The 25,541-nt window shown below is 75.2% G+C and carries 20 protein-coding genes and 1 pseudogene; 9 read left to right on the forward strand and 12 right to left on the reverse strand.

Annotation, left to right across the window (positions count from 1 at the left end; translation table 11 throughout):
* Positions 1–107: 107 nt before the first annotated feature.
* From RZ50_RS19470 to RZ50_RS19480, 3 genes are all read right to left on the reverse strand, one after another.
* The gene (locus RZ50_RS19470) at positions 108–1,766 is read right to left on the reverse strand and encodes a histidine kinase (protein ID WP_308271880.1); all 1,659 of its coding nucleotides are present in this window, start codon (positions 1,764–1,766) and stop codon (positions 108–110) included.
* Between the two features lie 21 nt (positions 1,767–1,787).
* A complete protein-coding gene (locus RZ50_RS19475; RefSeq protein ID WP_196952228.1) occupies positions 1,788–4,319 on the reverse strand; it encodes a SpoIIE family protein phosphatase in 2,532 nt (843 codons plus the stop codon).
* Positions 4,320–4,402: 83 nt separating this feature from the next.
* Positions 4,403–4,969 carry a Uma2 family endonuclease gene (locus RZ50_RS19480; protein ID WP_196952227.1) on the reverse strand — a complete coding sequence of 189 codons (567 nt, stop codon included), beginning with the start codon at positions 4,967–4,969 and terminating at the stop codon, positions 4,403–4,405.
* Between the two features lie 151 nt (positions 4,970–5,120).
* On the opposite strand from RZ50_RS19480, the gene RZ50_RS19485 reads away from it, so the two are divergent.
* Both RZ50_RS19485 and RZ50_RS19490 read left to right on the forward strand, forming a co-directional pair.
* The gene (locus RZ50_RS19485) at positions 5,121–6,416 is read left to right on the forward strand and encodes a PQQ-binding-like beta-propeller repeat protein (RefSeq protein WP_196952226.1); all 1,296 of its coding nucleotides are present in this window, start codon (positions 5,121–5,123) and stop codon (positions 6,414–6,416) included.
* An 81-nt stretch (positions 6,417–6,497) separates the two neighbouring features.
* Positions 6,498–7,133: a uridine kinase gene (locus RZ50_RS19490; RefSeq protein WP_196952225.1), complete on the forward strand. Its 636-nt coding sequence runs from the start codon at positions 6,498–6,500 to the stop codon at positions 7,131–7,133.
* On the opposite strand, the gene RZ50_RS19495 is transcribed toward RZ50_RS19490, so the two are convergent.
* Positions 7,081–7,929 carry an Fpg/Nei family DNA glycosylase gene (locus RZ50_RS19495; protein WP_196952224.1) on the reverse strand — a complete coding sequence of 283 codons (849 nt, stop codon included), beginning with the start codon at positions 7,927–7,929 and terminating at the stop codon, positions 7,081–7,083. The genes RZ50_RS19490 and RZ50_RS19495 overlap by 53 nt on opposite strands.
* A 64-nt stretch (positions 7,930–7,993) precedes the next feature.
* Positions 7,994–8,446: a universal stress protein gene (locus RZ50_RS19500; RefSeq protein ID WP_196952223.1), complete on the reverse strand. Its 453-nt coding sequence runs from the start codon at positions 8,444–8,446 to the stop codon at positions 7,994–7,996.
* Positions 8,447–8,667: 221 nt separating this feature from the next.
* Between RZ50_RS19500 and RZ50_RS19505 the strand changes: the two genes are divergently transcribed.
* Positions 8,668–9,057, forward strand: coding sequence for a hypothetical protein (locus tag RZ50_RS19505; protein WP_196952222.1), 390 nt, complete (start codon positions 8,668–8,670; stop codon positions 9,055–9,057).
* 94 nt (positions 9,058–9,151) lie between these two features.
* Here RZ50_RS19505 and RZ50_RS19510 read toward each other — a convergent pair whose 3' ends face one another.
* Positions 9,152–10,078 (reverse strand): LLM class F420-dependent oxidoreductase, encoded by a 927-nt coding sequence (locus tag RZ50_RS19510; protein ID WP_196952221.1) that lies wholly within the window; start codon positions 10,076–10,078, stop codon positions 9,152–9,154.
* A 165-nt stretch (positions 10,079–10,243) separates the two neighbouring features.
* Between RZ50_RS19510 and RZ50_RS19515 the strand changes: the two genes are divergently transcribed.
* Positions 10,244–10,597 carry a DUF6401 family natural product biosynthesis protein gene (locus RZ50_RS19515; RefSeq protein WP_196952220.1) on the forward strand — a complete coding sequence of 118 codons (354 nt, stop codon included), beginning with the start codon at positions 10,244–10,246 and terminating at the stop codon, positions 10,595–10,597.
* Positions 10,598–10,624: 27 nt separating this feature from the next.
* Here RZ50_RS19515 and RZ50_RS19520 read toward each other — a convergent pair whose 3' ends face one another.
* Entirely contained in the window at positions 10,625–11,431 is an 807-nt protein-coding gene (locus tag RZ50_RS19520) for a hypothetical protein (protein ID WP_196952219.1), read from the reverse strand.
* Between the two features lie 204 nt (positions 11,432–11,635).
* Here RZ50_RS19520 and RZ50_RS19525 point away from each other — a divergent pair, with 204 nt between their 5' ends.
* Positions 11,636–12,403 (forward strand): serine aminopeptidase domain-containing protein, encoded by a 768-nt coding sequence (locus RZ50_RS19525; protein WP_308271883.1) that lies wholly within the window; start codon positions 11,636–11,638, stop codon positions 12,401–12,403.
* Positions 12,404–12,448: 45 nt separating this feature from the next.
* On the opposite strand, the gene RZ50_RS19530 is transcribed toward RZ50_RS19525, so the two are convergent.
* Together RZ50_RS19530 and RZ50_RS19535 are read right to left on the reverse strand one after the other, a co-directional pair.
* A complete protein-coding gene (locus tag RZ50_RS19530; protein WP_196952218.1) occupies positions 12,449–13,450 on the reverse strand; it encodes a helix-turn-helix transcriptional regulator in 1,002 nt (333 codons plus the stop codon).
* A gap of 311 nt (positions 13,451–13,761) precedes the next feature.
* Positions 13,762–14,352, reverse strand: a complete 591-nt coding sequence (locus RZ50_RS19535) for an isochorismatase family protein (RefSeq protein WP_196952217.1) — start codon at positions 14,350–14,352, stop codon at positions 13,762–13,764.
* A gap of 138 nt (positions 14,353–14,490) precedes the next feature.
* Here RZ50_RS19535 and RZ50_RS19540 point away from each other — a divergent pair, with 138 nt between their 5' ends.
* Complete coding sequence (locus RZ50_RS19540; RefSeq protein WP_196952216.1) at positions 14,491–15,513, forward strand: GlxA family transcriptional regulator; 1,023 nt, start codon at positions 14,491–14,493, stop codon at positions 15,511–15,513.
* Here the strand turns inward: RZ50_RS19540 and RZ50_RS19545 are convergent.
* Both RZ50_RS19545 and RZ50_RS19550 read right to left on the reverse strand, forming a co-directional pair.
* Positions 15,488–16,942 (reverse strand): cell wall metabolism sensor histidine kinase WalK, encoded by a 1,455-nt coding sequence (locus tag RZ50_RS19545; RefSeq protein ID WP_196952237.1) that lies wholly within the window; start codon positions 16,940–16,942, stop codon positions 15,488–15,490. The genes RZ50_RS19540 and RZ50_RS19545 overlap by 26 nt on opposite strands.
* Before the next feature lie 71 nt (positions 16,943–17,013).
* The gene (locus RZ50_RS19550; protein ID WP_196952215.1) at positions 17,014–17,730 is read right to left on the reverse strand and encodes a response regulator transcription factor; all 717 of its coding nucleotides are present in this window, start codon (positions 17,728–17,730) and stop codon (positions 17,014–17,016) included.
* A 230-nt stretch (positions 17,731–17,960) separates the two neighbouring features.
* Here RZ50_RS19550 and RZ50_RS19555 point away from each other — a divergent pair, with 230 nt between their 5' ends.
* From RZ50_RS19555 to RZ50_RS29330, 3 genes and pseudogenes are all read left to right on the forward strand, one after another.
* Positions 17,961–19,337, forward strand: a complete 1,377-nt coding sequence (locus tag RZ50_RS19555) for a ferredoxin reductase family protein (RefSeq protein ID WP_196952214.1) — start codon at positions 17,961–17,963, stop codon at positions 19,335–19,337.
* Between the two features lie 39 nt (positions 19,338–19,376).
* On the forward strand, positions 19,377–19,901 hold the full coding sequence (locus RZ50_RS19560) for an FMN-binding protein (RefSeq protein ID WP_196952213.1): 525 nt from the start codon (positions 19,377–19,379) through the stop codon (positions 19,899–19,901).
* A gap of 30 nt (positions 19,902–19,931) precedes the next feature.
* Positions 19,932–20,576, forward strand: a pseudogene (locus RZ50_RS29330) (FAD:protein FMN transferase); the annotation flags it as partial.
* Positions 20,577–20,686: 110 nt separating this feature from the next.
* Here RZ50_RS29330 and RZ50_RS29930 read toward each other — a convergent pair.
* Entirely contained in the window at positions 20,687–25,531 is a 4,845-nt protein-coding gene (locus RZ50_RS29930) for an SAV_2336 N-terminal domain-related protein (RefSeq protein WP_217680668.1), read from the reverse strand.
* Between the last annotated feature and the right edge of the window lie 10 nt (positions 25,532–25,541).

Genomic DNA, 25,541 nt, shown 5'->3' on the forward strand with positions numbered 1-25,541 from the left:
CCGCACCATCCTCACATCCCGCCGGGCCCGGCCCGCACCACCCCCGGCCCGAACCGACCCGGTACCAGCCGCCCGGCCCTCCCCGCCTCCCGGGAGCACGCGGGCGCTCAGTTCTTGCTGACGTACTCCTGCTTGTCCACCAACGCGCCGTCCTTGAAGCAGAACCTCGCCACGTGCTGCTCGTTCCAGGCCACGCCGCCCTCGCCGTCCAGGACGAACCAGCGGCAGTGCGCGCCCGCCGGCACCTCGGGGCCGGTGCCCTTGTAGTCCTCGGTGAAGAAGTCGCTGCCCCGCGGCAGCGTGCGCAGCACCTCGGACTCCGCGGTGCCGACCGTGATCCGGTCGAACACCGACTTGCTCACCGTCGCGTCGTTGGTGCCCTGGACGAACGCGACCACGCCCCAGACCAGCAGGCCCAGCACGGTCAGCGCGACCACGCCCACCCCGACCCCGCAGCCGATCGCCGGGCTGCGCCGCCCGCCGTCCACCTCGTCGGCGGGCGACAGGCCGTCCAGCGCCCAGTCGTCGAGCCCGGCCACCGCGCCGTCCTGCTCCTCCCCCTCGTACGGCAGCACGGCCGCGAGCCGGAAGCCCAGCTCGGGCGTCGGCCCGGCGTGCACCATGCCGCCGACCAACCGGGCGCGCTCCCGCAGGCCGGCCAGCCCCTGACCGCCGCTCACCGCCTGGCCCGCGCCGGAGCGCGCGCCGACGAGCTCCGGCGCACGGGGGTTGGTCACCTCCACCACCAGCGCATCCGGTTCGTACCGGAGCGCGACCGCGATCGGTGCGCCGGGGGCGTGCTTGTGCGCGTTGGTGAGCGCCTCCTGCACGATCCGGTACGCCGCGTGGTCGACCGCGGCCGCCAGCGGACGCCGCTCCCCCTCCGCCGAGAACGCCACCCGCGCCCCGGCCGCCAGGGAGGACTCCACCAGCCCCGCGATCCCGTCCACCCCGCCCCGGGCCGCCGCCCCACCCGACGGGCCGGCCACCGGCGGCAACGCCGTCGACTCGTCGTGCAGCACCCCGACCACCTCGCGCAGCTCGCGCATCGCGGCCACCGCCGCCTGCCGCAGCACCCCGACCGCCTCCCGCTGCCGGTCGTTCAGCGTACGGTCCACCTCCAGCGCGCCCGAGTGCACGGAGATCAGCGCGAGCTGGTGGCCCAGGCTGTCGTGCATGTCCTGGGCGATCCGGTGCCGTTCGCGCAGCCGCGCCTGGTGCACCACCATCACCCGCTCGCGCAGCAGCTGGTCGTTGCGCTCGCGCAGCGCGTCCAGCAGCGCGCGCCGCTGCGCCCGGTAGCGGCCGTAGAGCGCGGGCAGCACCGCGAGCACCAGGAAGCCGGCCAGCGAAAGCCCGATGATCAGCTTGGGCGAGGCCGAGCCCATGTCCTTCAGCACCCCGGACACCATGAACAGCAACCAGCTCGCCGTGAACGCCCCGACCAGCGCCCAGACCCGGCGGATCCGCGCCCCGGCCGTCCAGCCCACGCACACCAGCAGCAGCACCGACCCGACCGACCAGCCCGTCACCACCGCGGTCAGCATCAGCACGGGCGCCGGGAACCCCCGCCGCAGCACCCACAGCACGGCGACGGCCAGCCCGACCGGCAGCGTCAGCCCACTGTCGGCCACCGCCTCCAGCAGGGCGGCGAACCCGGCCATCAGCAGCGTCAACAGGGCCTCGCCCACCACCCGCCGGGGCGGCCAGGGCCCCGGCAGCGCCGTCCGTACCACCTTCGACCAGGCCCGTGCGATCGCATCCACCCGACGAGGCTAGCGGGCCGGTCACCGGTCCCGCGGTCCCCCTTCGTCGCCGTCCGGACCGACGAAAGTCGACCGTCCGAAGGCCGTGAGCAGCAGCGCCACGTCGTCCACCCGCCCGGAGGAGCCGACCTCGCGCAGCAGCCGCTCGGCCAGATCCTCCAGGTCCTCCCCCGTCCGGCCGTGCGCCAGCGCGGCCCGCAGCCGGTCCACCCCCTGGTCGATCGCCAGTGCCGGGTCCTCCACCAGCCCGTCCGTGTAGAGGGCGATCACCCCGCCGGTCCGCAGCCGCAGCCCGCTGACCGGGTACTCGGCGCCCTCGTCCACCCCCAGCAGCGGCCCGCCCGGGACGTACAGCGCCTCCGCTCGGCCGTCCGAGTGACGCAGCACCGGCGGCAGGTGTCCGGCACGGGCGATCCGCACCACGCCGTCGGCGGGGGTGAGGCGGACCAGGCAGCAGCTGGCGAGCAGCCCCGGATCGAGGTCCAGCAGCAGCCGGTTGGTCCGGGCCAGCACCTCGCCGGGCGGCTCGCCGCCGCTGGCGAAGGCGCGGACCGCGCTGCGCAGCTGGCCCATCGCGGCGGCGGCGCCCACGTTGTGGCCCTCGACGTCCCCGATCACCAGGGTCAGGTCGGCGCCGGTGGTGATCGCGTCGTACCAGTCGCCGCCGATCTCCATGCCCTGGGTGCCCGGCAGGTAGCGGGCGGCGGTCCGGATCCCCGGCACCCGCGGGAGCCGGTGCGGCAGCAGGCCCTGCTGCAGGCCGCGGGCGAGCGTGAACTCCGCGTCGTACAGCCGGGCGCGCTCCAGGGCCTGGGCGATGAAGCCGGCGAGGCCGGTGAGCAGGCCGCGCTCCTCGACGGTGAAGGAGTGCGGGCGCTCGAAGCCGAGGATGCAACTGCCCACCGGGCGGCCCGAGGCGAGCAGCGGAAGGAAGGCCCAGGCGCCCATCTCGTCCAGGACCAGCCCGGGGTAGGCGGTGGCCAGCTCCCGGACCGACTCGAAGAAGATCGGGGTGCGGGAGCTGAGCGTCTCGGCGCCGGGGACGCGGGCATCGATCGGAGTGCCCTCGAAGGCGTCCAGGAAGCCGTCCGGGTAGCCGGTCTGTGACACCAGGTGCAGCCGCCGGTCGCGCACCCCGTAGATGGCGAGCTCCTGCCCGCCGAAGGCCGGGAGGATCTCCTCGGCCACCGCCCGGCACACGTCGCGCACGGTGACGGCCTCGGTGAGTGCGCTGGCGAGCTGGAGCAGGTGGTGGGTGCTGCCCACCCCGCTCGTGCCGGTACCGGCCGTGGCGGTGGGCGGCGGCGGGGCGGCGGCGGGCGGCTCGGCCGCATCCGGCGGGGCCTCGGCGGCGACCACCTGGCCCGTCACGCCGGACGGGTCGGGGTAGAGCGAGAAGGCCAGCCAGCCGTCCGGCGGGCGGGGGGTCAGGAAGGCGGTGGGCCGCTGGGAGAGCAGGGCGGCGCGGTAGCGGTTCTCGTAGAAGGGGTCGGCGAGCCAGGACAGCGCCTCCCACGGGTGGTGGCCGACCAGCTCCTCCCGGCGGGCCCCCAGCAGCGGCTCGGCGGCCCGGTTGACGTAGCCGATCAGACCGTCCGGGTCGAGCGAGAACACGCCCTCGCGCAGCCGCTCGACGGCGGCCGCGGCGGCGCTGAGGGTCCGCACGTCCAGGACGGCGCCGACCAGGTGGGTCCGGCCGTCGGAGATCGCTCCGGGTATCCGGGCCCACAGCTCCACGGGGTACGGGCGGTCGTCCGGCCCGAGCACCCGCACCCGGGCGCCCAGCACCTCGCCGCGCTCCAGGGCGGTCCGGGCGGCGGCCCGGAACTCCGGCAGGTCCCCGGGGGCGATCCGGCGGTGCAGACAGGCCACCGTGCCGTCGAACCCGCCGGGCGCGAAGCCGAAGATCTCCCGGAACTGCGCGTCGGCGGCGAGCGCGCCGGTGGCCACGTCCCAGTCGAACAGCCCCACCCGGGTGGTCGGCACCGCCGGCGCCGGCAGCTCGACCACGGCCGTGTCCCCGCCCGGCTCCACCGACCGCCCGGCCTCCGCCAGCCCGTCCAGCCCCGCGCCGAGCCAGGAGGCCACGGCGGCCACCTGCGGAGCCTCCGCGGCCGGCACGCCCTCGTCCGAGGCGGGCCACAGCAGGGTCAGCACCCCGAACCGCTCCCCGCCGTGCCCCACCGGCACGCCCAGCGAGACGAAGTCGTACGGCAGGCCGACGGCGAGCTGCGGGAAGCGCCGCATGGTGTCCTCGTTGTTGATCAGCTCGACGGGCCGCCCGGTCCGGAAGCAGACCGCGACCGGCAGCGGCCCGGTGGCCGCCACCCGCCGGAACGGGCTCATGATCGACAGCGGCACCCCCGCGATGGTCCGCAGCACCAGCGACCGGCCGTCCCGCGAACGCAGGTACACCAGCACCCCGTACGCCCCGGTCGACCCGAGCACCCGGCGCACGGCCGCCGCCAGCAGGCGGTCCCGCGCATGAACCGCCTCGGAGACCGCCTCACGGACCGGCTCAGCGGCCCCACCGGTCTCATCCGGAAGGCGCATGCTCTCTTGCTACGTCCCACCCGCAACCCTGTCAACACGAACACCTGCGACCCGAGCCGCCCGCCGGCCGACGGGGTGAGCGTTCAGATCCCGGGGAGGTCGATCTCCACCGGGTACGGCGCCACGGCCTTGACCAGCCCGGTGAACAGCTCACCCGCCTCGTACGACCGACTCGCCGGGTCGAGCACGTACGTGTGGACGATCGGCACCCGACCGGCAGCCTGCTCGACCCTCCAGTAGAAGGGGATGCCCGCCTTGGCGTACTGGTCGAACTTGACTACCCGGTCGGTGGTCTCCGAGCCCGGCGAGACCACCTCGACCAGCAGCAGCACGTGGTCCGGTCTGGTGGGCGACTCGTCGATGGCGTCCGCACGGTAGACCACCACGTCCGGCCGACGGTTGTTGAGCGGCACGTCCTGCAACCGCACGTCGAAGTCGGTGTCGGCGTTCCACTCCGCACCGCCCGCCGCGTCCAGAGCGTTCGCCAGGAGGCGCGCCAAACGGTTGTGGCGCTTCGAGGCGCTCGGACTCACGACGACCATCCCGTCGACGATCTCGATGCCCGCGCACTGTTCCTCGGACCAGGAGTCGTACTCCTCACTGGTGATCTGCCGGTGCATCCACTCGGGTGCGATCATCTCGGCCGTCACGGCGTACCTCCCCCGGTCTCCTCGGCGGGCCTGTGCTGTGTGCCACAGCCTAGTACGGCCGCTGTGATCGTCTCGGGTGGTTCGGGTGCCGTTCGATATCCTCCCGGCGAGTGGCGGCGACGAGGCCGCCGGGGGTGGAAGCGAGAGCCGTATGCAGTCGCCGTCGTCCGAGGGGGCCGCGCGGGAGACGTCGTGGCAGTGGGACGAGGCCGGCGGCGGGGCGGAGGCGCCCGGGGACGTGATCGGCGGCGGGGGCGGGCCGCGGCTGAGCCGGCGCGGGGTGCTGGTGGGGGCCGGGGTGCTGGCGGCCGGCGGGGCGGCGTGGGCGTTCGCCGGCTCGGGTGGGGACGGGCCGAAGCCGCAGCCGACCGCGCTGTCCGGGCCGAAGCCGCTGTGGACGTACCGGGGGCCGGAGGCGATGACCCCCGAGCGGCTGGTCTCCCTGCCGCGCCACCCGGCGTACCTGTCCAAGGCCGGGCTGCAGGTGCTCGACCCCGTCAGCGGCGACCCTCGGCGGCTGCTGGTCTTCGACCCGCCGCGGCCCGCGGACTGGCCGAGCGACCTGGAACTGCCCGGCGGGAAGGTCGTGCTCGGGCCCGAGCACCTCCTCTCCGCCACCTCCCGGGGCCACATCGACGCCCACCACCTCACCGACCCGGGCGGCGACTGGAGCGAGCCGCTGCCCGACGAGCTGCAGGGCCAGACCAGGCTCGCCGGCGTCGACGGCATCTTCCTCTACGGCAGTGTCTGGGGCGACCCCCGGCGGGACGGCACCCCTCCGGAGGACCGGGTCTTCGCTCTGCGGCTCGCCGACCATTCCTTCGACTGGACCGTCCGCACGGAGGGCACCGAGCAGCCGGTCACCCCCGCCACCGGATTCGGCCTGGTCCTGGCCTGCGTCCGCTCCCTCGGCGGCCGTACCCAGCTGGTGGCCCGGGAGGCCTTCACCGGCCGCGAGCTGTGGACCGCCCCCGGCGCCGAGGACCTGCGCTGGTGCGTCACCGGTCTCCAGGAGCTCCTGGTCCCGGACGGCAACGGCGGCGTGCGCATGGTGAACCCCACTACGGGGGGGCCGGGTTGGAGCCACTCCCCGGCCCGGGGCGAGTCCTGGCGGGCGCTTCCGCCCGTCCTGGGGAGCGCCCAGGTGTTCGTCCCCCGCGACGACGGCGTCGTCAGCAGCCACGATCCGTCCACCGGCGCGGTGCTCTGGACCTGCCGGCTGCCGTTCCTCCTGGACCGCCGCAGCCGCCCCCTGGCCATCGGCGGCACGCTGTTCGTTCCGGGGCCGGCGGCCGGCGGGGTCGGCGCGATCGACACCGCGACCGGCCGGCTGCGGTGGACGTTCCGCGACTCCGGCCCGGGGCGGGACGTCTGGACCGTCTCCACCGACGGGAGCCGCCTCTACGCGGGCCACGACGACGTCCTGCACGCCCTGCCCCTGAACTGAACCGAACTTCGCCGAACGTGAGCCGGACGTGAACTGCGCCGAACTGGACCGAACGGCCGTACGAAGCGGCAGGATGGCCTGATGCAGGTGCGCCCGATCTCCCCCGACAAGCTGGCCGAGCTGCTCGCCGACCGCATCGCCGCGCTGCCCGGCGCCGGTGAGCGCCGGCTGCGGGTGGCCGTGGACGGCGCCGCGGCCGCCCGGCCCGAGGTGCTGGCCGACGCGCTGGTGGAGCCGTTGCGGCTGCGCGGCCGCCCGGCGCTGCGGGTGTCGGCGGCGGGCTTCCTGCGCCCGGCCTCGATCCGGCTGGAGTACGGCCACCAGGACGCGGACGCCTTCCACGACCTCTGGCTGGACGACGGCGCCCTGCTGCGCGAGGTGCTGGATCCGCTGGAGCCGGGTGGCAGCGGCCGGGTGCTGCCTTCGCTGCGCGACCCGGCCACCGACCGTTCGACCCGCGCCCCGTACACCCAACTCCCGCCCGGCGGTGTGCTGTTGCTGGACGGCGCCCTGCTGCTGGGCCGCTGGCTGCCGCTGGAGCTGACCGTCCACCTGGCGCTCACCCCGGCCGCGCTGGCCCGCCGCACCCCGGACGACCAGCAGTGGACGCTGCCCGCCTTCGCCCGCTACGAGGCGGAGACCGGGCCCGCCGAGGCCGCCGACGTCACCGTGCGGATGGACGACCCGCGCCACCCCGCCCTGGTCGAGCGGACGTGACCTCCGGGGCCGGTCCGCGCTGGCAGTACGGGCACCAGAACACCACCCGGTCACGCGGGGGCGTGCCCTGGCGCCCGGTCAGGACGGGCGTGACGCAGCGCGGGCAGGGCCGTCCGGCCCGGCCGTAGACCCAGTGCTGGTAGCCGGGGCGGGTGTCGCCGGTGGTGATGTGGCCGGGGCGCAGCTTGTTGGCGTCGAGCATCGCCCGGGCGCGCTCCACCAGCCGGTCGGGGTGCGGGAGTTCGCCGGCCTCGGTCCACGGGGTGACGCCGGCGACGAAGCACAGCTCGTTGGCGTAGACGTTGCCGATCCCGGCGAGGTTGCGCTGGTCGAGCAGGGCCTCGATGAGCGGGCGGGCGGGCCGGGCGAGGAGTCGGCGGACGGCCTCGACCGGGTCCCAGTCGGGGCCGAGCAGGTCGGGGCCGAGGTGGCCGACGATCCGGCGTTCGTCGGTGGTGCGCAGCAGCTCGACGACGGGCAGCCGGTAGCCGACGGCGGTGCCCCGGTCGGTGCCGAGGACGGCACGGATCTGCCAGTCGGGGCCGCCGGTCCAGCGCTCGCCGGGCCGGTAGACCTCCCAGCGGCCCTCGACCCGCAGATGGGTGTGCAGGGTGAGGCCGCCTTCGAGGCGGGTGAGCAGGTGTTTGCCGCGCGGGCGGACCTCCAGCACCCGGCGGCCGGCCAGCGGGGCGGTCGCGTACCCGGGCACCCGCAGGTCGGCGCTGGTCAGCGGCTGTCCGGCGAGGACGTCGTGCAGCCGGGCCGCCGCGCGGTAGACGGAGTCACCTTCTGGCATGACTCCATTCTGGTCCGCGCGGCGGCGCCGTGGGACGGGACCCCCCGTCCGCGGGCCGTTCGGGCTATTCGGAGGCGGCCTGGCCCTCGCGGACCACGACCACCGGGCAGGGCGCGTGCTCGGTGAGGTGGCGGCTGACGGAGCCGAGCAGTACGCCGGAGAATCCGCCGAGGCCTCGGCTGCCGACGACCAGCAGCGCGGCGCCCTTGGCGGCCTCCAGCAGGGCCTGGGCGGCGTTGCCGGGCATCACGGTCTCGCTGATCCGCACGGCGGGGTCCTCGCCGACCACCTTGGCGACGGTGTCGGAGAGGGTCTTGCCCGCGAGCTCCTCGGGGTTGAAGGCCTCGGAGACGGGGACGCCCGTTCCGACCCAGCCGTAGAAGGCGGGGTACTCCCAGGCGGCGATCACGTTGACCGTCCCGCCGACGGCCTTGGCGTAGTCGACGGCCCAGCGCAGCGCCTGCTCCGAGGCGGGCGAGCCGTCCACACCGACGACGATCCGGGGGTTGGCACTCATGCCGTTGCTCCTTCGGTTGCTCGTGTTGCTCGTGCTGCTCGTATTGCTCGTGCTGTTCCTGCGTGCTCTGCTTGCCCTGCTCTTCCCGCGTGCCCCGTTTGGAGCCCTGCCCTCCGAACATAGATCAAATCGGGCATACGGCCGGTAGTTGCCACGCCGTGGGCGGCGTTTCGCATTCAATTCGGATGCAGCCGATCGGTGTGCCCTGGGAGAATGGCGGGATGCCGAGCAAGCCTCGCCGCCGTACCGGCGGCTTCGCCGAGGTCCTCGCCGCCCTGCCGCCCGCCACCGGCACGGCCGGCGGCCCGTACCGCCAGTACCCGGTCGCGGCCGGCGGCTTCCTGGACGCCCGGGGCCGCTACTGGCGGCTCGCCCGCGGCCCGCTGGAGCGGCGGCTGGCCAAGCGGCTGATGACCGACGCCGACGAGATGACCCTGGGCGACTGGGGCGGCGGCTGGCACGAGGACTTCCCGGACGACTTCGTCCCGGTGCTGCTGACCCCCGAGGAGCGTCCGGCCGCCTGGCAGGCGGCCCTCGCCGAGGACCACCAGGCGTACGAGTTCCGCGCCGAGGGCGGCCTGACCCTGCTCTACCTCGACATCTCCTGCTGATCCGAGTGCGGTACGCCGCCCGTCGTCCTCGCGCCACGCCCACCGGGCCCGGCCCCGGATGAAGACCCGGGGCCGGGGCCGGTGAGGGCGGTCGCTAGCCCAGCTGCGGGGCGACCCGGGAGGCGACCAGTTCCAGGTGGTCGAGGTCGTCCAGGTCGAGGACCTGGAGGTAGATCCGCTCGCTGCCGACGGCCGCGTACCGGCCGATCCTCTCCACCACCTCGTCCGGGGTGCCGGCCAGGCCGTTGGCCTTCAGCTCCTCGACCTCGCGGCCGATCGCGGCGGCCCGGCGGGCCACCTCGGCGTCGTCCCGGCCGACGCAGACGACCAGCGCGTTGGAGTACACCAGCTCGTCGGCCTCGCGCCCGGCCTGCTCGACGGCGGTCCGGACCCGGCCGAACTGGGCCTCCGTGTCCTCCACCGAGGCGAACGGCAGGTTGAACTCGTCGGCGAAGCGGGCGGCCAGCGCCGGGGTGCGCTTCGGTCCGAGGCCGCCGACCAGCACCGGGATGCGCTCCTGGGCGGGCTTGGGCAGCGCGGGCGAGTCGGTGAGCGTGTAGTACTCGCCGGCGAAGTCGAAGGTGTCGCCGAGCTTGGTCCTCCACAGCCCGGTGATGATCGCCAGCTGCTCCTCCAGCCGTCCGAACTTCTCCTTCGGGAAGGGGATGCCGTACGCGGTGTGCTCGGCCTCGTACCAGCCGGTGCCCAGGCCGAACTCGACCCGGCCGCCGCTCATCGCGTCCACCTGGGCGACCTGGATCGCGGTGACGCCCGGCAGCCGGAAGGTGGCGGCGGTCATCAGGGTGCCGAGGCGGATGGTGCTGGTGTCGCGGGCGAGGCCGGCCAGGGTGATCCAGGCGTCGGTGGGCCCCGGCAGGCCGTCGACGTCGCCCATCCTGAGGTAGTGGTCGGAGCGGAAGAAGGCGCTGAAGGCGCCGAGCTCCTCGGCGGTGCGGGCGACCTTCAGGAGGGTGTCGTAGCTCGCGCCCTGCTGGGGCTCGGTGAAGATGCGGAGATCCATGCCGCCCATTCTGGTGGGGACCACCCGCCGGTGAGCGCAGGGAACCGGCCAAGCCGCGCAACCGGCCGGGGGCGGCCGGAACCCCGCCCCGAAGGTGGCCAAGGTCTCAGTACGGAACCGTCACGGGCGGCTTTTCCGCCCGATCCGTTCGCCTACGGTGGACGGATGTTCGCGACCTCCGACGACTCCTTCCGGCGCTCCCCCGACGAACCGGCCGGGTGCCCGCTACCCGGCATCGTGGCCGCCTTCACGCCCCGACTGGCCGAGTTCGCCTTCGAGCCCGGGTTCGCCGCGGAGGTCGACCAGCACGCGGCGATGCTGCGCGAACTGCTGTACGCGCAGGGGCCGGAGCTCGCGCCCCGGCCCCTGGACCGTGAGGAACTGTCGGACTACGCGCTGGGCTTCCTGGACGCGCTCGCCGAGATCGGCTGGCGGGAGCCGGTGGGCTACGACTACGCCGTCACCCGGCTGACCGCGATCTGCTGGCTGGTGCGGGAGCAGGGCCTGCTGGAGGTCTGAGGACCCGCTCCCCGGCCGGCCTTTCGGCTACCTCGGCTCGTCGCCCTCGACGCCCGGGGCGGGCGGGGTGCCCGGACCGGTCTGGGTGGTGGGCCGGATCGGCTGGTTGCCGAGCGCGTCGGAGCGGCCGGCCTGGTAGGCGGTGCCGCGCAGCCGGGTGCCCTCCTGCTCGGCGCTGCTCAGCCACCGCTCCCAGCGCTGGCGCATCGGCGCGATCAGGCCGCCGCCGATGCCGACCACCAGCACACCGGCGATGGCGGCGAGCGCGGCGATCAGCACCGGCCCGGTGATCGCGGTGGCGATCCCGGCCTGGCCCAGCGCCGCGATCACGCCGAGCCCCACGATGAACGCCCAGACGAGGGTCGAGACGGTCCGGCCGTACGAGGCGCCGGAGAGCGAGTTTCCGACGATGTCGCGCACGGCGTTGGCGATGGCCATGGCGACCACCACGATCGCGACCGCGACGATGCCCCTGGGCAGCCAGGCGACGATGCTGTGGATCATCACACTGATCGGGTTCGGGCCGAAGACGCCGAACGCCAGTTGCAGGGCCATCAGCAGGATCGCGTAGTAGACGATCTTGCAGATGATTCCGGTCATGTCGTACTTGGACCCGCTCAGGTGGCGGGCCATCCCGGCCCGCTCGGAAATCCGCTCCGAGCCGAGCCGGCGCAGCACGCGGTCCAGCACCTTGGCGATGGCCTTCGCCACGAACCAGCCGATGACCAGGATCGCCAGGAAGGCGATGAACTGCGGAATGAACTTGGCGATCTTGGACCAGGCCTCGGTGAAACCCGATCCGAAGTCGACGGACAGTGCGAGCTGCTGAGCCACGGAGTCCTCCACTCGGTGACACCGCGCCACGAGCGGCGCGTGCGGCCCCCCACCCTTCGTGAATAGCAGCCCGCCACCCGCACCGCGCGCCCCCGGTGTCCGGGATGGTTCCGTCGGGTGAAGCTCCGGCCGTCCGCACGCGTACAGTGGCGTTCCGGGGGCACGGGGCGACGGACGCGGGCGACGGGGCGGGACGGAGTGACGGTGATCGGAAACAGCGTGGACGGCGGTACGGCCGCGCACCGCGCCCTGCGGTGGCGCCACCTCCCGGAACAGCCGAGGGCCGCCGTCCTGGTGCTGCACGGCGGCGAGGAGCACAGCCTCGCCCGGCCCGGCCGCCTCAACCTGCCCCTGCTGCGGATGCACGGCTTCCTGCGCTCGCTCGACCGGGACGCCACGGACGCCGGGATCGCCCTCGGCACCGTCCGCTACCGCCACCGCGGCTGGAACGACACCCGTGCCGACGCCGCCCTGGACGCGTTCACCGCGCTCGACGAGCTCACCAAGGCGCTCGGCCCGGTGCCGACCGTCCTCATCGGCCACTCGATGGGCGGCCGCGCCGCCCTGCGGGCCGGCGGCCACCCGGCCGTCACCGGCCTGATCGCCCTCGCCCCCTGGTGCCCGCCCGAGGACCCCTGCGAACAACTCGCCGACCGCGACGTCCTGCTCCTGCACGGCGACCGCGACACCGTCACCCCGCCCGCCGACACCCGCGCCTTCGCCGCCCGCAGCCGCGCCGCCGGCGCCCGCGTCTGCGGCTACACCGTCACCGGCAGCGGCCACGCGATGCTCCAGCGCATCCCCGACTGGCACCGCGCCACCACCCGCCTCACCACCGCCCTCCTCGGCCTCCACCCCCTCCCCGCCGAAACCGCCTCCGCGCTCGCCCTCCCGCCCGCCTCCCGCGAGGCCCTCACCCTCCCCCTTCCCCGCCAGCCCCGCAGCGCCCCGACCCTGCCGACCAACGCCTGAGCGCAGCCCGGCCCGCTGGGAGGCGCGCAGGGCGAAACGGTCGTGCTACACGGACACACCCTCAGCAGCCGGGGCCAGGGCCGGGAGGTGCCCGGCGAGCAGGGCACGGCCGAGCGGGGTGCAGCGGTGAGTCACGCTGCGGCCGGTGCGGTCCTTGGTGGTGAGGCCGGAGTCGGCGAGCACGGTGGCGTGCTCGCTGGCGGAGGCGGTGGAGATGCCGAGGTGGGCGGCCAGGTCCTTGGTGGAGCAGGGGCCGTGGCCGGCGACGGCCTCCAGCGCGGCGGCCCTGGTCTGGCCGAGCAGGGCGGTGAGGGTGCGGCTGGGAGTGGGTTCGGCTTCGGCGAGCAAGGGGCCGTTGATCCTGGCGGGGTAGAGGAGGACGGGCTGCTGCTCCGGGTCCTCGAAGCGGGCGATGACGGGGCGCCGGGCGCCGAACACGCAGGGCTGGAGCAGCAGTCCGCGGCCGTCCAGACGCAGGTCGTGCCGGCAGCCGCCGACCAGCGGGAGGGTGAGCACGGGGCGGCGCCACGAGATCGCCGGGTGCAGGGTGCCCAGCACCTGGTCCGGCTCGGTGGCCCGGCGGCGCCGGCCGTGCTCGGTGGTGACGATGGTCTCGATCTGCCGCCGGTAGGGGTCGATCGCCCGGGTCTGGTAGTCGGCGGTGACGTTGCCGAGCAGCTTGCGGGCCCGCCGGTCCCCGGCCGCGACGCCGCGCGCGAAGGCGCTCAACTGCCGTACCCCGCCGACCGATCGCAGGTGGTCGCGGAGCGGCGCCTCGGGCGCCCCGGCGGTGGCGCTCTCGGTGGCTCCCGGGTCGCGGCGGACGGCGAGGAACTCCGGGATCGCCGAGGGGGTGTAGAGGTCGAAGAGCAGCGCGGTGCGCGGGTTCCAGGACGCGCGCAGGCGGTCCCGCCAGGCCTGGAAGCGCGGGTCGCGGTGACCGCTGATCAAGGCGTGGACGCTGAGGGACAGCTCCATCGACATGTCCGGGCGCTCCGCCACCCGAAGGCGGTCCAGGTCGTCCGTACCGAAGAAGATTCGCAGCACGTCCGCGATCGTCGCCCCGCAGTGGCGTGGGCCGCAAGAGTGTTCGGCGAGAACCGAATCCATTGCCGCGCGCCCCGGGCCCGGCCAGACTCCGGGGACCGACCGGACTCCGGGAACCGATCAGGCCCCGGGCCCGGCCGGACTCCGGGGACCGACCGGAAACCAACGCCCCGGCGGGGTGCCCGGGTGACGGACCGGGCGACCCGCCGGGGCGGTCCGGGGCACGCTGCCCGCGCCCCCGGCCAGCCCCCCGCTCCCCTCGACCGGGTGGTTTGGCCGTGCGCGGGCCGCCTGGCGGACCCGTCCGGTTCTCAGCCGAGTTCGGCTGCCGTCTCCACGACCACGCCGTAGAGGTCCCCGATCGTCGCGAGCGCGCCGCGGTGGACCTGGGCGGCGGTGAGGTCCGAAGCGCCGGACTGGAGCGGGCGGGTGGCGCAGGCCTCGGCGACGACGGTGGGGCGGTTGCCGCGCAGGAAGGCGCCGGCGGTGGTGAAGGTGACGCACATGTGGGTCATGAACCCGGCGATGACGACCTCCTGGCGCCCGGCCTCGTCGACCAGCTCGCCCAGGTTGGTGCCGACGAAGGAGTCCGGGGCCTGCTTGACCACCACGCGCTCGCCCTCCGCCGGGGCCACGCTCGGGTGGATCCGCCCGATCTCGGCGCGGATGTCGTACGGGCTGCCCTCGCCGGCGTCGTGGATGACGTGGATGACGGTGGTCCCGGCCGCCCGGGCGCGGGCGAGCAGGTCGGCCGCCGCGCCGAGGGCCGGCTCCCAGTCGGTCAGCTCCATCACGCCCTGGGTGTAGGTGTTCTGGTAGTCGACCAGGATCAGCGTGGCGGCGCCGAGTTCGGCGGGCTGCTCGTCGAGGCCGGTGACGGCGCGCAGGGTGGTGGTGGGCATGGCTGTACCGCCTTCGGAGGTTCGGGGGTGCGTGCGGGCCGCACCTGACACGGCCCGCATCGGAAACGCTACGGTCGGTACCCGCATGGCGGCAATGCCGTCTAACATGCAGATTCCGACATCGAGGGGGACGCGTTCGTGGAACCGGTGCAACGTCTGATCGTCATCCTGCTGTTCGAGGGCGTCGACCTGCTCGATGTCACCGGGCCGCCGGAGGTGTTCTCGCTGGCCCGGCGGGAGGTCGGCGACGCGGCCGGCTACCGGGTGGTGCTGGCCGCCGCGGGCCCGGAGCCCGTCACCACCGCCGCGGGCGTGCGGATCCTGCCCGATCTGACCTTCGAACAGGCCGCCGCCGGCGCCATCGACACCCTGCTGGTGCCCGGCTCGGTCGAGTTCGACGACGACCGCAGGGTCCGGGCGGTCGCCGACCCTGCCGTGGTCGAGCAGGTCCGCCGGCTGGCCGCCCGCTCGCGCCGGGTCGCCTCCGTCTGCGTCGGCGCGCACCTGCTGGCCGCCGCCGGGCTGCTGGACGGCAAGCGGGCCACCACGCACTGGTCGACCGCCGCCCAACTCGCCGCCGAGTACCCGGAGGTGGAGGTCGACGCCGACCCGATCTTCATTCGCGAGGGCGAGGTGTGGACCGGCGCGGGCATAAGCGCCTGCCTGGATCTCTCACTCGCCCTGGTCGCCGAGGACTTCGGCGAGGAGCTCACCCTGCGGGTCGCCCGGCAGCTGGTGATGTACCTCAAACGCCCCAGCGGCCAGAGCCAGTTCAGCGTTCCGATGGAGCCGGTCTCGGCCACCCGCAGGATCGAGGAGCTGCGCCACCACATCCTGCGCAACCTCTCCGGGCGGCTGACCGTCCCGGACCTCGCCGCCCACGCCCACGTCAGCGAACGGCAGTTGACCCGGATCTTCAAGACCGAACTGGGCACCACCCCGAGCGCCTACGTCGAGTCCGCACGGGTCGAACTCGCCCGCCAGCGCCTGGAGTCCACCGACGAGACGCTCGAACGCGTCGCCACCGCCTGCGGGTTCGGCACCACGGACACCCTGGTGCGCGCCTTCCGTCGCCGCCTGGACACCACGCCCACCGACTACCGGCAGCGCTTCCGCACCGGCCCGGCAAGGGAGTTCACGCTCCCGGCAGCCGTACCGTGAACACCGTACGGCCGGGCCGGCTGACCGCCTCGACCGTGCCGCCGTGCGCCTGGACCACGGCCCGGACGATGGCCAGGCCCAGCCCGGTGGAGCCGGTGGCGCGCGAGCGGGCGCGGTCGCCCCGGACGAACCGTTCGAAGACCCGCTCCAGCAGCTCCGGCGCGATCCCCGGCCCGTCGTCGACGACGCTCAACTCGACCCGCTCCCCCACGTGTTCGAGGCGCAGCTCGATCCCGGTGCCAGGCGGGGTGTGGGTGCGGGCGTTGGCCAGCAGGTTGGACACCACCTGGCACAGCCGGTGGCCGTCCCCGCGCACCAGCACCGGCTCCTCGGGCAGGGCCAGCCGCCAGCGGTGGTCCGGCCCGGCGGCCCGGGCGTCGGCGACGGCGTTGAGCGCGATCCGGGTGAGGTCCACCTCCTCCTCGGCCAGCGGTCGTCCGGCGTCCAGGCGGGCGAGCAGCAGCAGGTCCTCCACGATCGCGCCCATCCGCACCGCCTCGGCGTCGATCCGCTCCAGCGAGTGCCGCACCGGCCCGGGCACCGGCCCGGGATGGCGCAGCGCCAGCTCGGCGTGGCCGCGTACCGCCGCGACCGGGGTGCGCAGCTCGTGGCTGGCGTCGGCGGCGAAGGCGCGCAGCCGCTCCTCCACGGCGTGCCGGCGGGCGAGCGCGTCGCCGACGTGGCCGAGCATCCGGTTGAGCGCCGCGCCGACCCGGCCCACCTCGGTGCGCGGGTCGTCGTCCGGCACCCGTTCGGCCAGCAGCACGGCGCCGCTGGCCAGCGGCAGGGCGCTCACCCGCTCGGCCATGCCGACCACCCGCCGCAGCGGGCGCAGCGACCAGCCGACCCAGACCACCCCGGCGGCGCCGGCCACGGCGACGACGATCGCGAAGACGGTCAGCTCCAGGGTCTCCAGCCGGTCCACGGTCTCCTCCGCCGGGCGCAGCGGCAGCCCGCTGACCAGCACGTCGCCGTCCCGCCCGGCCACCGCGCGGACCCGGTAGCGGCCCAGCGTCCCGCCGAGGTCGAGGCTGCGGGCGGGGCCGCCGACCGGCAGGGCGGCGAGCGCGTGCTGCCGGGCGGGCTGGAAGGAGACCCGGTCGTCCTCGTCGTCGGGGCTGTTGACGTCGTCGGCGTCCCCGTCGACCACGCCCGCGGCGGTGACCCTGCCGTCGAGCAGTCGTACGCCCAGGGTGCCGGGGGTCTGGGCCCGGGTGTCGGGGCCCATGCCCTGGCCGGTGTGCTCCAGGCTCTCGGCGTAGCGGCCGCCGGCCTCGGCGAGCTGCTGGTCGAGCCGGCCGACCAGGAAGTGGCGCAGTGCGGCGGTGGTGGCGAAACCGACGGCGGTGCAGGTGGCCACCAGCAGCACCAGCAGGCCGGCGATCAGCCGGGCCCGCAGGGTGCGGGGCAGCAGGGTACGGGAGCGCACGGTGCGGGGGCGAATGGTGCGGCGCAGCGGGGTGCGGCGCAGCAGCCGACGGACGAGGGCCGCGGGGCTCCTCACGACGCGGCCTTGATCAGGTACCCCGCGCCGCGCACGGTGTGGATCATCGGGCTGCGGCCCGCGTCGACCTTCTTGCGCAGGTAGCTGATGTACAGCTCCACGATGTGCGCCTGCCCGCCGAAGTCGTACGACCAGACCGCGTCCAGGATCTGCGCCTTGCTGAGCACCTGCCGGGGGTGGTGCATCAGGTGGGCGAGCAGCGCGTACTCGGTCGGGCTGAGCTCGATGACCTCGCCGCCGCGGGTCAGCTCGCGGGCCCGCTCGTCGAGCACCAGGTCGCCGAGGACCAGCGCGTGCGGGGGCGGGACGCCCGGCCCGGCGGGCGGGGCGGCCCGGCGCAGCAGCCCGCGCAGCCGGGCCACCACCTCGGCCAGGCTGTACGGCTTGGTGACGTAGTCGTCGCCGCCCGCCGCGATGCCGGCGATGCGCTCCTCGACGGCGTCCCGGGCGGTGAGGAAGAGCACCCGCACCTCGGGCTGCTCGGCGTGGATGCGGCGCAGCACCTCCAGTCCGTCGAGGTCGGGCAGCATGACGTCGAGCACCACGGCGTGCGGGCGCCAGGCCGCCGCCTCCCGCACCGCCTCCAGGCCGGTGGTCGCGCCGCGCGACTGCCAGCCCTCGTAGCGGACGGCGCCGCAGACCACCTCCACCAGGTCCGGTTCGTCGTCGACGACCAGGACGCGCCACTGCGGGCAGTCTGCGGTGTCGTGCATGGGGGGCTCCTCGGTACTCGTTCGCGGTGCCCATCCTCTCCGGCCGCGATGAGAAACCCCTGAGATCATCTACGGCGGTTCGTGGACGCCCGTACCAGCTCCCACCTGCCCGGATACCGGTTCCGCCGGGTGCCGGGGCGCCCCGGTTCAGAGGTAACTCAGAGCTCGCGGTGCGACGGTGAACCCGCCCGGGCGGCACGCGCCGCCGCCGGGAGTGAGGAGGTTCCCCGATGACGACCGCCACCGCGCCGAGGGCGCGGCGCAATCCGCCGGTGTCCGCCGGTCCCCGGCACCGGGCGGCGGCACGCCCGCCGCTCGCCCTGCCACCGCGCGCCGCGCTCGGCCTGATCGCCGCCGGGGCGCTCGGCGTGCTCGGACTGTGGTGGGCCGGCACGTCCGCCGTGGTCGGCGGGGCCGGCTGGCTGACCAACGCCGGGCGGATCACCGGCCTGCTCGCCGGGTACGCGGCGCCGGTGCTGCTCCTGCTGATGGCCCGGCTGCCCGCCGTGGAGCGCGGCGTCGGCGCCGACCGGCTGGCGCGCTGGCACGCCTTCGGCGGGCGATGGATGGTCGCCCTGGTCTCGGTGCACGTGCTCACCGTCGTCTGGGGCTACGCGCTGACCGACCACCGCTGGCTGGTCGGCGAGGGCGTGGAGATCGTCTTCCACTACCCCGAGATGCTCAAGGCCGCCCTCGGCACCCTGCTGATGCTCGGCACCGGCGTGGTCTCCGCCCGGGCCGCGCGGCGCCGCTACTCCTACGAAACCTGGTACTACCTGCACCTGGCGACCTACCTCGCGGTGGCGCTGGCCTTCGCCCACCAGCTGGTCACCGGCGCCGACCTCGGCGGCGGGCCCGGCCGGGCCGCCTGGTACGCGCTCTACTTCGGGACGGCGGCGCTGCTCGGCTGGTACCGGCTGCTGCGGCCGTGGCTGCTGGACCGCCGGCACGGGCTGCGCGTGGCCGAGGTGCGGCCCGAAGGGCCCGGGGTGGTGTCGCTGTTCCTCACCGGGCGGCGGCTGGACGAGCTCCGGGCCGAGCCCGGCCAGTTCTTCCGCCTGCAGTTCCAGACGCCCGCACTGCGCTGGGCCGCCAACCCGTACTCGCTGTCCGCGCCGCCGCACCCGGAGTTCCTGCGGTTCACCGTCAAGGACCTCGGCGGGCACAGCGCCGCGGTGGCCGGGCTGCGCCCCGGGACGCGGGTGCGGGCCGAGGGGCCGTACGGGGCGTTCACCGGGCGCCGGCAGCGGAGGCGCAAGGTGCTGCTGCTCGGGGCGGGGGTGGGGATCACTCCGCTGCGGGCGCTGTTCGAGACCCTGCCGGGCGAGGTCACGCTGGTCCAGCGGGCGCGGCACGCCGAGGACGTGCTGTTCCGGGCCGAGCTGGCCGACGTCGCCCGGCGGCGCGGCGCGGTGGTGCACGAGTTGCTCGGCTCGCGGCAGCAGGTCGGGGACCTGGGGGTGGCGCTGGCCCGGATCGTGCCGGACCTGGCCGGGCACGAGGTGTACCTGTGCGGGCCGGAGGCGATGGCCGAGGAGGCCCTGCGCGCGCTGCGGGCCGCGGGGGTGCGGCCGGGGCGCATCCACCACGAGTCCTTCGTCTTCTGAGCCCCCACCCGTCGCTGACCTTCGAGGAGTTGTCCTGCCATGCGTCGAGCCGTCGTCACCAGTGCCGCCACCGCCGCCGGGGTGGTGCTGCTGCTCTCCCTCAAACCGCACCAGAGCGCCGGGAACGCGCCGATGATCAGCTCGGGGGCCGGAGCCGGCTCGGACTCCGGGTCCGCCTCCGCCGCCACCGGCCCGGGGTCCGGCACCGCTTCCGGCTCCGGAGCCGGCGGCGCCACCGGTACCGTGTCCTCGCCGTCCGCCGCCCCGGTCCCCGCCTCCGGCGGAGCCACCCGGAAGGTCAGCGGGGACACCGTGAACACCCGCTACGGGCCGGTGCAGGTGCAGGTCACCCTCGCCGGGAGCCGGATCACCGCCGTCGACGTCGTCAAGTACCCCACCGAGGACCGCCGGGACCGCGAGATCAACGGCAACGCCCTGCCCGTCCTCAACCAGGAGGCGATCTCCGCGCAGAGCGCCCAGATCGACGCGGTCAGCGGCGCGACCTACACCAGCGACGGCTACGTCCGCTCGCTGCAGAGCGCCCTCGACCGGGCGAAGGGCTGAGGCGCGGTGCTGCGGCACGCCGAACCGGTGATGGGCACCGTCTTCTCCTTCGCCGTCCGTGACCCGGGACCGGGCACCGAACCGGCGCTGCGGCGGATCGTCGAGCGGCTGCACCGGATCGACGCGGTGTTCTCGACCTACCGGCCGGAGAGCGACATCAGCCGCCTCGGGCGGGGTGAACTGGCCCTGGCGGACTGCGATCCGGAGGTCCGGACGGTGCTCGCCGCGTGCCGGGAGGTCGCGGCGGAGACCGACGGCCACTTCACCGAGCGGCCCGGCGGGCGGCTCGACCCCAGCGGCTGGGTCAAGGGCTGGGCCGTCGAGGAGGCGGCCGGACTGCTGCGCGCCTCCGGTGCCCGGCAGTACTGCGTCAGCGGCGGCGGGGACGTGCAGACCTCCGGCGGGCCGTGGCGGATCGGCGTCGCCGACCCCCGGCAGCCCGGCCGGCTCACCGCCGTGCTGAGCGGCGGGGACCTCGCGGTGGCCACCTCCGGCACCGCCGAGCGCGGCGCGCACATCCTCGATCCGCACACCGGCCGCCCGGCGGACGGCCTGCTCTCGCTCACCCTGGTCGGCGCCCCGGGCACCGGCATCGCCCGCACCGACGCCTGGGCCACCGCCGCGTTCGCGATGGGCCCCGACCGGGCGCTGGCCTGGGCCGCCCGCCGGCCCGGCATCGAGGCGCTCGCCGTGCTGCCGGACGGGACGAAGCGCTGGACACCCGGCCTGCCCGGGCACCTCCCGCCCTCGGGACCGGCCGACTGGCAGCTCGCGGCGTCGTGGGGTCAGGGCCCGCTCAGCAGTGCCTTGACGCTTCCGGGCGCCCTCAGCACGCCGTCGTCGGCCAGGATCCGCCCGTGCAGCGAGGCCAGTGCCGGGGACGGCTCCTCGTCGAACTCCCGGAGCCGCAGCGCCTGGAGCCGCCGGTAGACGTCGAGCGCGTCCGCCCGACGACCGCAGCGGTACAGGGCCAGCATCAGCAGGGCGTACAGCCGCTCGCGCACCGGATGCTCGGTGACCAGCAGGCGGAGCTCCTCCACGACCTCCTCGTGCCGATCGAGCCCCAGGGCCGCGGCGTACCGGTCCTCCAGCGCGGTCATGCGCTTCTCGGCCAGGCGGGTGCGCTCCCAGGAGGCGTACGGCCCCGGCACACCCTCCAGCGCGCGGCCCTGCCAGAGTTCGAGCGCGGACCGCAGCGCGTCGTGCGCCGCACGGAGGTCGCCGGCCGCCTCCGCCGCCGCCGCCGAGGCGATCCAGGAATCGAAGACGGACGCGTCCAGCGCCCCCGGGGCCACCCTCATCGCGTAGCCGTCACCCACCGACCGGAGGAGCTCGGCCGTTCCACGTGGGTGGGACCTGTCGCCCAGGGCCTTGCGGAGTCGGGCGACGTAGGTGCGCACCGCCGCGACGGCCTGCGGCGGTGGCTGGTCACCCCAGACCGCGTTGACCAGGCTGTCGTTGGACACCGGCGCCGGGGCGTGCAGGAGCAGAGCCGCGAGGACCGCCTGTTGCTTGGGCGAGCCGAGGTTCACCGGTTCCTCGTCCCACCAGGCCCGCAACGGGCCGAGGCCCGACGACTCGTCCTCCCACCAGGCGCGCAGCGACCCGAGGCCCGGCGATCCCTCGTCCCACCAGGCGCGCAGCGGGCCGAGCAGCGAGAACCGCAGACGACGCCGGGCGGGTTCGGGGGGCGTGCCGTCCGAGTCCGGCGGGAGTGCGGGCCGTCCCGGGGCTCCCGAGGCGGAGATCCTCCGGGCGACCTCGGCCGCCGACGGCCGCAGGCCCGGTTCCTCCCGCAGCAGTTCGAGGACGAGTTCGTCCAGGGCCGCCGGCACGCCCGGCCTGAACGCGCTCGGAGGGGGCAGCGTCCGCTCGTTCGGCGGCCGTGTGTCCGCCAGCATCTCGTAGAGCAGGCGGCCCAGGGCGTGGAGGTCGTCGGTGTGTTGCGACGCTTCGTCGAAGCCGAAGTCGCAGAGCGCCGGGCCACCGTCCGGGCGGACGAGGATGTTGGAGGACTTGACCTCGCCGTGCACGACGCCCTGGCCGTGGAGGTAGTCGAGCGCCTCCGCCACGGCCTGGCCCAGCATCGCGGCGTTGTGTACGGAGAAACGCCTCCTGGCCAGCACGCTCCTGAGGTTCGGCCCGTCGACGAACTCCAGTACCAGGTGGAGCTGTTCGTCATCGACGGCGCCGGCCAGGAAGGCGGCGATGCCCGGGTGTTCGAGTGCCTGGAGCCTGCGGACGCGGTCCATGAACGGTTCCGGCTGCCAGGCGCCGGTGCGCAGCCCGGCCCGGTCGAAGGACTTGATCACCACGGCCGAGCCGTCCCGTTCGTCCCGGCCGCGCCAGATCGTGCCGGCGGCGCCCTGGCCGAGCGGCACGATCCGGCGGAAGTGCCAGGCGATGAGCCGGCGCTGGACCTCGCTGCGCCGGCTGCCGGACAGCCGCCAGAGCTGGACCTGCTCCTCGCGGTCTCCGACGGTGGCGACGACCAGGCGGTGTTCGTCGCCGGTGATGCCGACGATCGCCTTCGTCCGGAGGTGGTCGAGGTGTTCGGCGATGCTGGGGCCGGAGTCGAAGAGCTCGCCCGGGGCCCACCGGCGGACCAGCCCCTGCCTGTCGAAGCCGAGCAGGACCGACGGGCCGTCGGCCTGCGGGACCGAGGTGACCGTCAGGAGCTGGTGCCCGTCGAAGCGCCTCAGGTAGGCGACCGGAACTCCCGCGTCCGCGTCCCACAGTTGCACGTGGCGGTCGGCGTCGGTGATCAGGACGTACACCCGACCGTCCGAGTGGGTGTGCGTGGCCATCGCCACCGGCTGCCACGGGAGCCTCCCGTGGTGCCTGATGAGGGAGCCGTCCGTACCGTCCCAGAAGGCGAGGTGCCGGTCGGCGTCCACGGTGCAGATGACGGATCGCGGACTGTGGTGGCCGAGGGCGGCCATGGCGACGACCGCGGGACCGGCGTCGAGGCGCAGCGGGGGCGCCAACTCCAGCCCGTACAGGGCGTTGAGGAAGCGGACCCGGCCGTCCACACCGTAGACGGCCAGTTCGTTGGGCCCCTCGGCGCTCGGCACCGCCGCCATCGCCAGGGCCGGGGAGGAGAGCCGGAAGCTCGCGACGCTCTGGATGGAGCCGGCCTGCTCCGCGCCGCCTCCGCCGGGTGCGGTCAGCTCGGCCAGCCTCTCGTCGAGGTCCCAGGCCGCCAACTCGTCCGGGCGCTTGGGCATCTCGTCGAGCAGCTGCTGGAGCTCCTCCGAGTTCTCGATCCGCGCGTAGTCCTCTCCGAGCCTGGCGCGGATCTCTCCGCGCAGCTCGGCCTCGGTGAACCGGCGCAGGGTGACGTATCTGGCCGAACCCGGGACGGGCAGCGAGTCGAACGAGTCGGCGGTGACGATCAGGCAGCCCCGCCCCGCGGCGGCCAGACCGAAGAGGTCGGAGGAGTCGCTCCCGGACCGGGTACGGATGCCCGTCCTCAGATCGTCCACGACGATCAGCCAGCCCGGATGGTCGGCGACCAGCGTGCTCAGCGGTACGTCCGCCGAGCGGCCGTCCGGGCTGAGCGCGGCCCGCAGTCGGTCCAGACCGGCCTGCAGCGATTCGGAGCTCCATCCGTCGAGCCAGTGCACGAAGGAGTGGCGCTCGCCGTGGCGCTGAACGTACTCCTGGACGAGGCGGCGCCGGCCCAGGCCCGGGGCGGACACGACCACCGCCGCCCTGGGCTGCGGCAGGCCCTCCCCGGCGAGACCGCGCTCGCACTCCCGGGTGAGCCAGGCGAGTTCACCCCTCCGCCCGATCATGTGCGGCGGGTCCGGCGGGGTGACGATGCGCGGCGCCGGTGTGAGCAGCTCCCGGCGGATCACCGGCCGGCCCGTCGCCCAGCCCAACGTCCGTGCGATCGAGGCGTGTTGGCCGCCCGCCCCGGCCAGCACCGCGGCCGCGACCTCCGCGAAGGGGCGGCTGCGCTCCGGCAGGCGGTGGCCCGACGATCCGGCGCCCGCCGCCAGGGCGCGGAAGTCGAGCGTCCCGCCGAAGGTGGCCGCGACCCGGCCGGAGACCTTGGCGAGAACCTGCTCCAGGACCCGCACCGACTCGCTGCGCGTCAACTCGGCGAGCAGTTCCTCCCGGACGCCGTCGACGAATTCGTACACCGTCTCGTCGGGGTCGGCCGAGGCGTCCCGGACCTCCAGCAGCCCGGACAGGAACAGCTCCGCCAGCTCCCGCTGCCCCGAGTCCGGCACCGTGGCCCGCTGGACCAGCCGCATCACCGGCAGGCTCAACGGCGCCGCCGCCAGGTGGCAGGCGAGCCGGTAGGCGTTCGGGGAACTGCCGGCCCGGAAGGCGGCGACCCGCTCGGCGGGCGCGATCGGGCCCGCCGCCGTGCGGCGCGGGCGCTGCGCGCGGGGCACGCCGGTCAGGGGCGTCGCGAGCATGGGCGTCCAGCCGGACGAGCGGCCTGCGGCGAGGTCGGCCCAGGGGGCGAGCCAGTCGGCGTCGATCTCCATCACCGGCAGCCAGCGCACCTCCGCCCGGGCGGCCGCGCCCGCCGCTCCGCGCGGGATGCCGGGCAGAGCGGCCTCGGTGCGGAAGACGGGGGCCGGCCGGTTGTGGGTGGCGGCGCGGCCCTCGACGGGGGCGGGGCGCAGGGCGGTGCGGTGCCAGAGACGCCGGGGCAGGACCTGGAGGGCGGCGGTGGGGCCGGTGGCGGCGGTCCGGGCGAGGAAGGCGGCCAGTTCCTCGCCGTGCCAGGCGGGGCCGACCCCGTCGGTGAGGACGAACAGGATGCGGCGGCCGTGCGGGTCGGCGAGCGGACGGGACCAGCCGCGCCCGGAGGCGGCGGGCGGCGGTGCGGCGCTGCGGCGGCGGCGCCGGAACACGGTCAGGTGCGGGACCGTCCGGTCGGTGTCCAGCGACCAGGTGCGCACCTCGGCGAAGGCGCCGTGGCGTTCCAGCAGGGTGGCGAGCTCCCCGGCCAGGTCGTGCCAGACGGCCATGGTGGCGCCGGTGTCCACCAGCAGGTCGACCGAGTACCTGGGCCGGGCCCGCTGCCAGACCGGCAGCAGGACGCCGGCCTCGGCGGTGGCGGCGGCCGTCGCCTCCTCGTCGAGGCGCAACTGCCGGAGGCCGCCGGCGCGGTGGCGCAGCGGTCGGCGCAGCGGCCGCAGGGCGCGGGCGATGGCCAGGGCGCCGGGCAGCGCGGCGGGCCGGGTGACCTGGACGACCTCGGCGCCCGGGCCTCCGCCGGCGGAGAGACTGCGGCGGGAGTGCAGTTCGACCTTGGGATCGGGCCCGGGGTCGTCCTCGGGATCGGGCCGGTCGTCCGGGCCGTCCGGCTCGGCGTCGGGTTCCGGGCGGGCGTCGGCGGGCGGGGACGGCTCATCGCCCGGCCGCCCCGGCGCTTCCGCGGATTCCCCCGGCCCCGCCGGCCCCGCCGGCCCCGTCGGATGCGGAGCGGAGGCGGGCGGCGCCGGGTCGGCGGCGGGTACGGGCGCGAGGCCGGCGAGCCGGGAGATCCACAGGGCGTCCGCGAGGTCCTGCGGCCGCGGTTCGCCGTCCACGGGCGCGACCAGCGCCGCCAGCGCCGCCCGGAGCACGGACCGCGCCTCGTCCGCGTGCGGTTCGAAGTCGCCCACCGGCCTTCGC

This window comes from Kitasatospora sp. SUK 42 (assembly GCF_015776785.2).
Taxonomy (GTDB): Bacteria; Actinomycetota; Actinomycetes; order Streptomycetales; family Streptomycetaceae; genus Kitasatospora.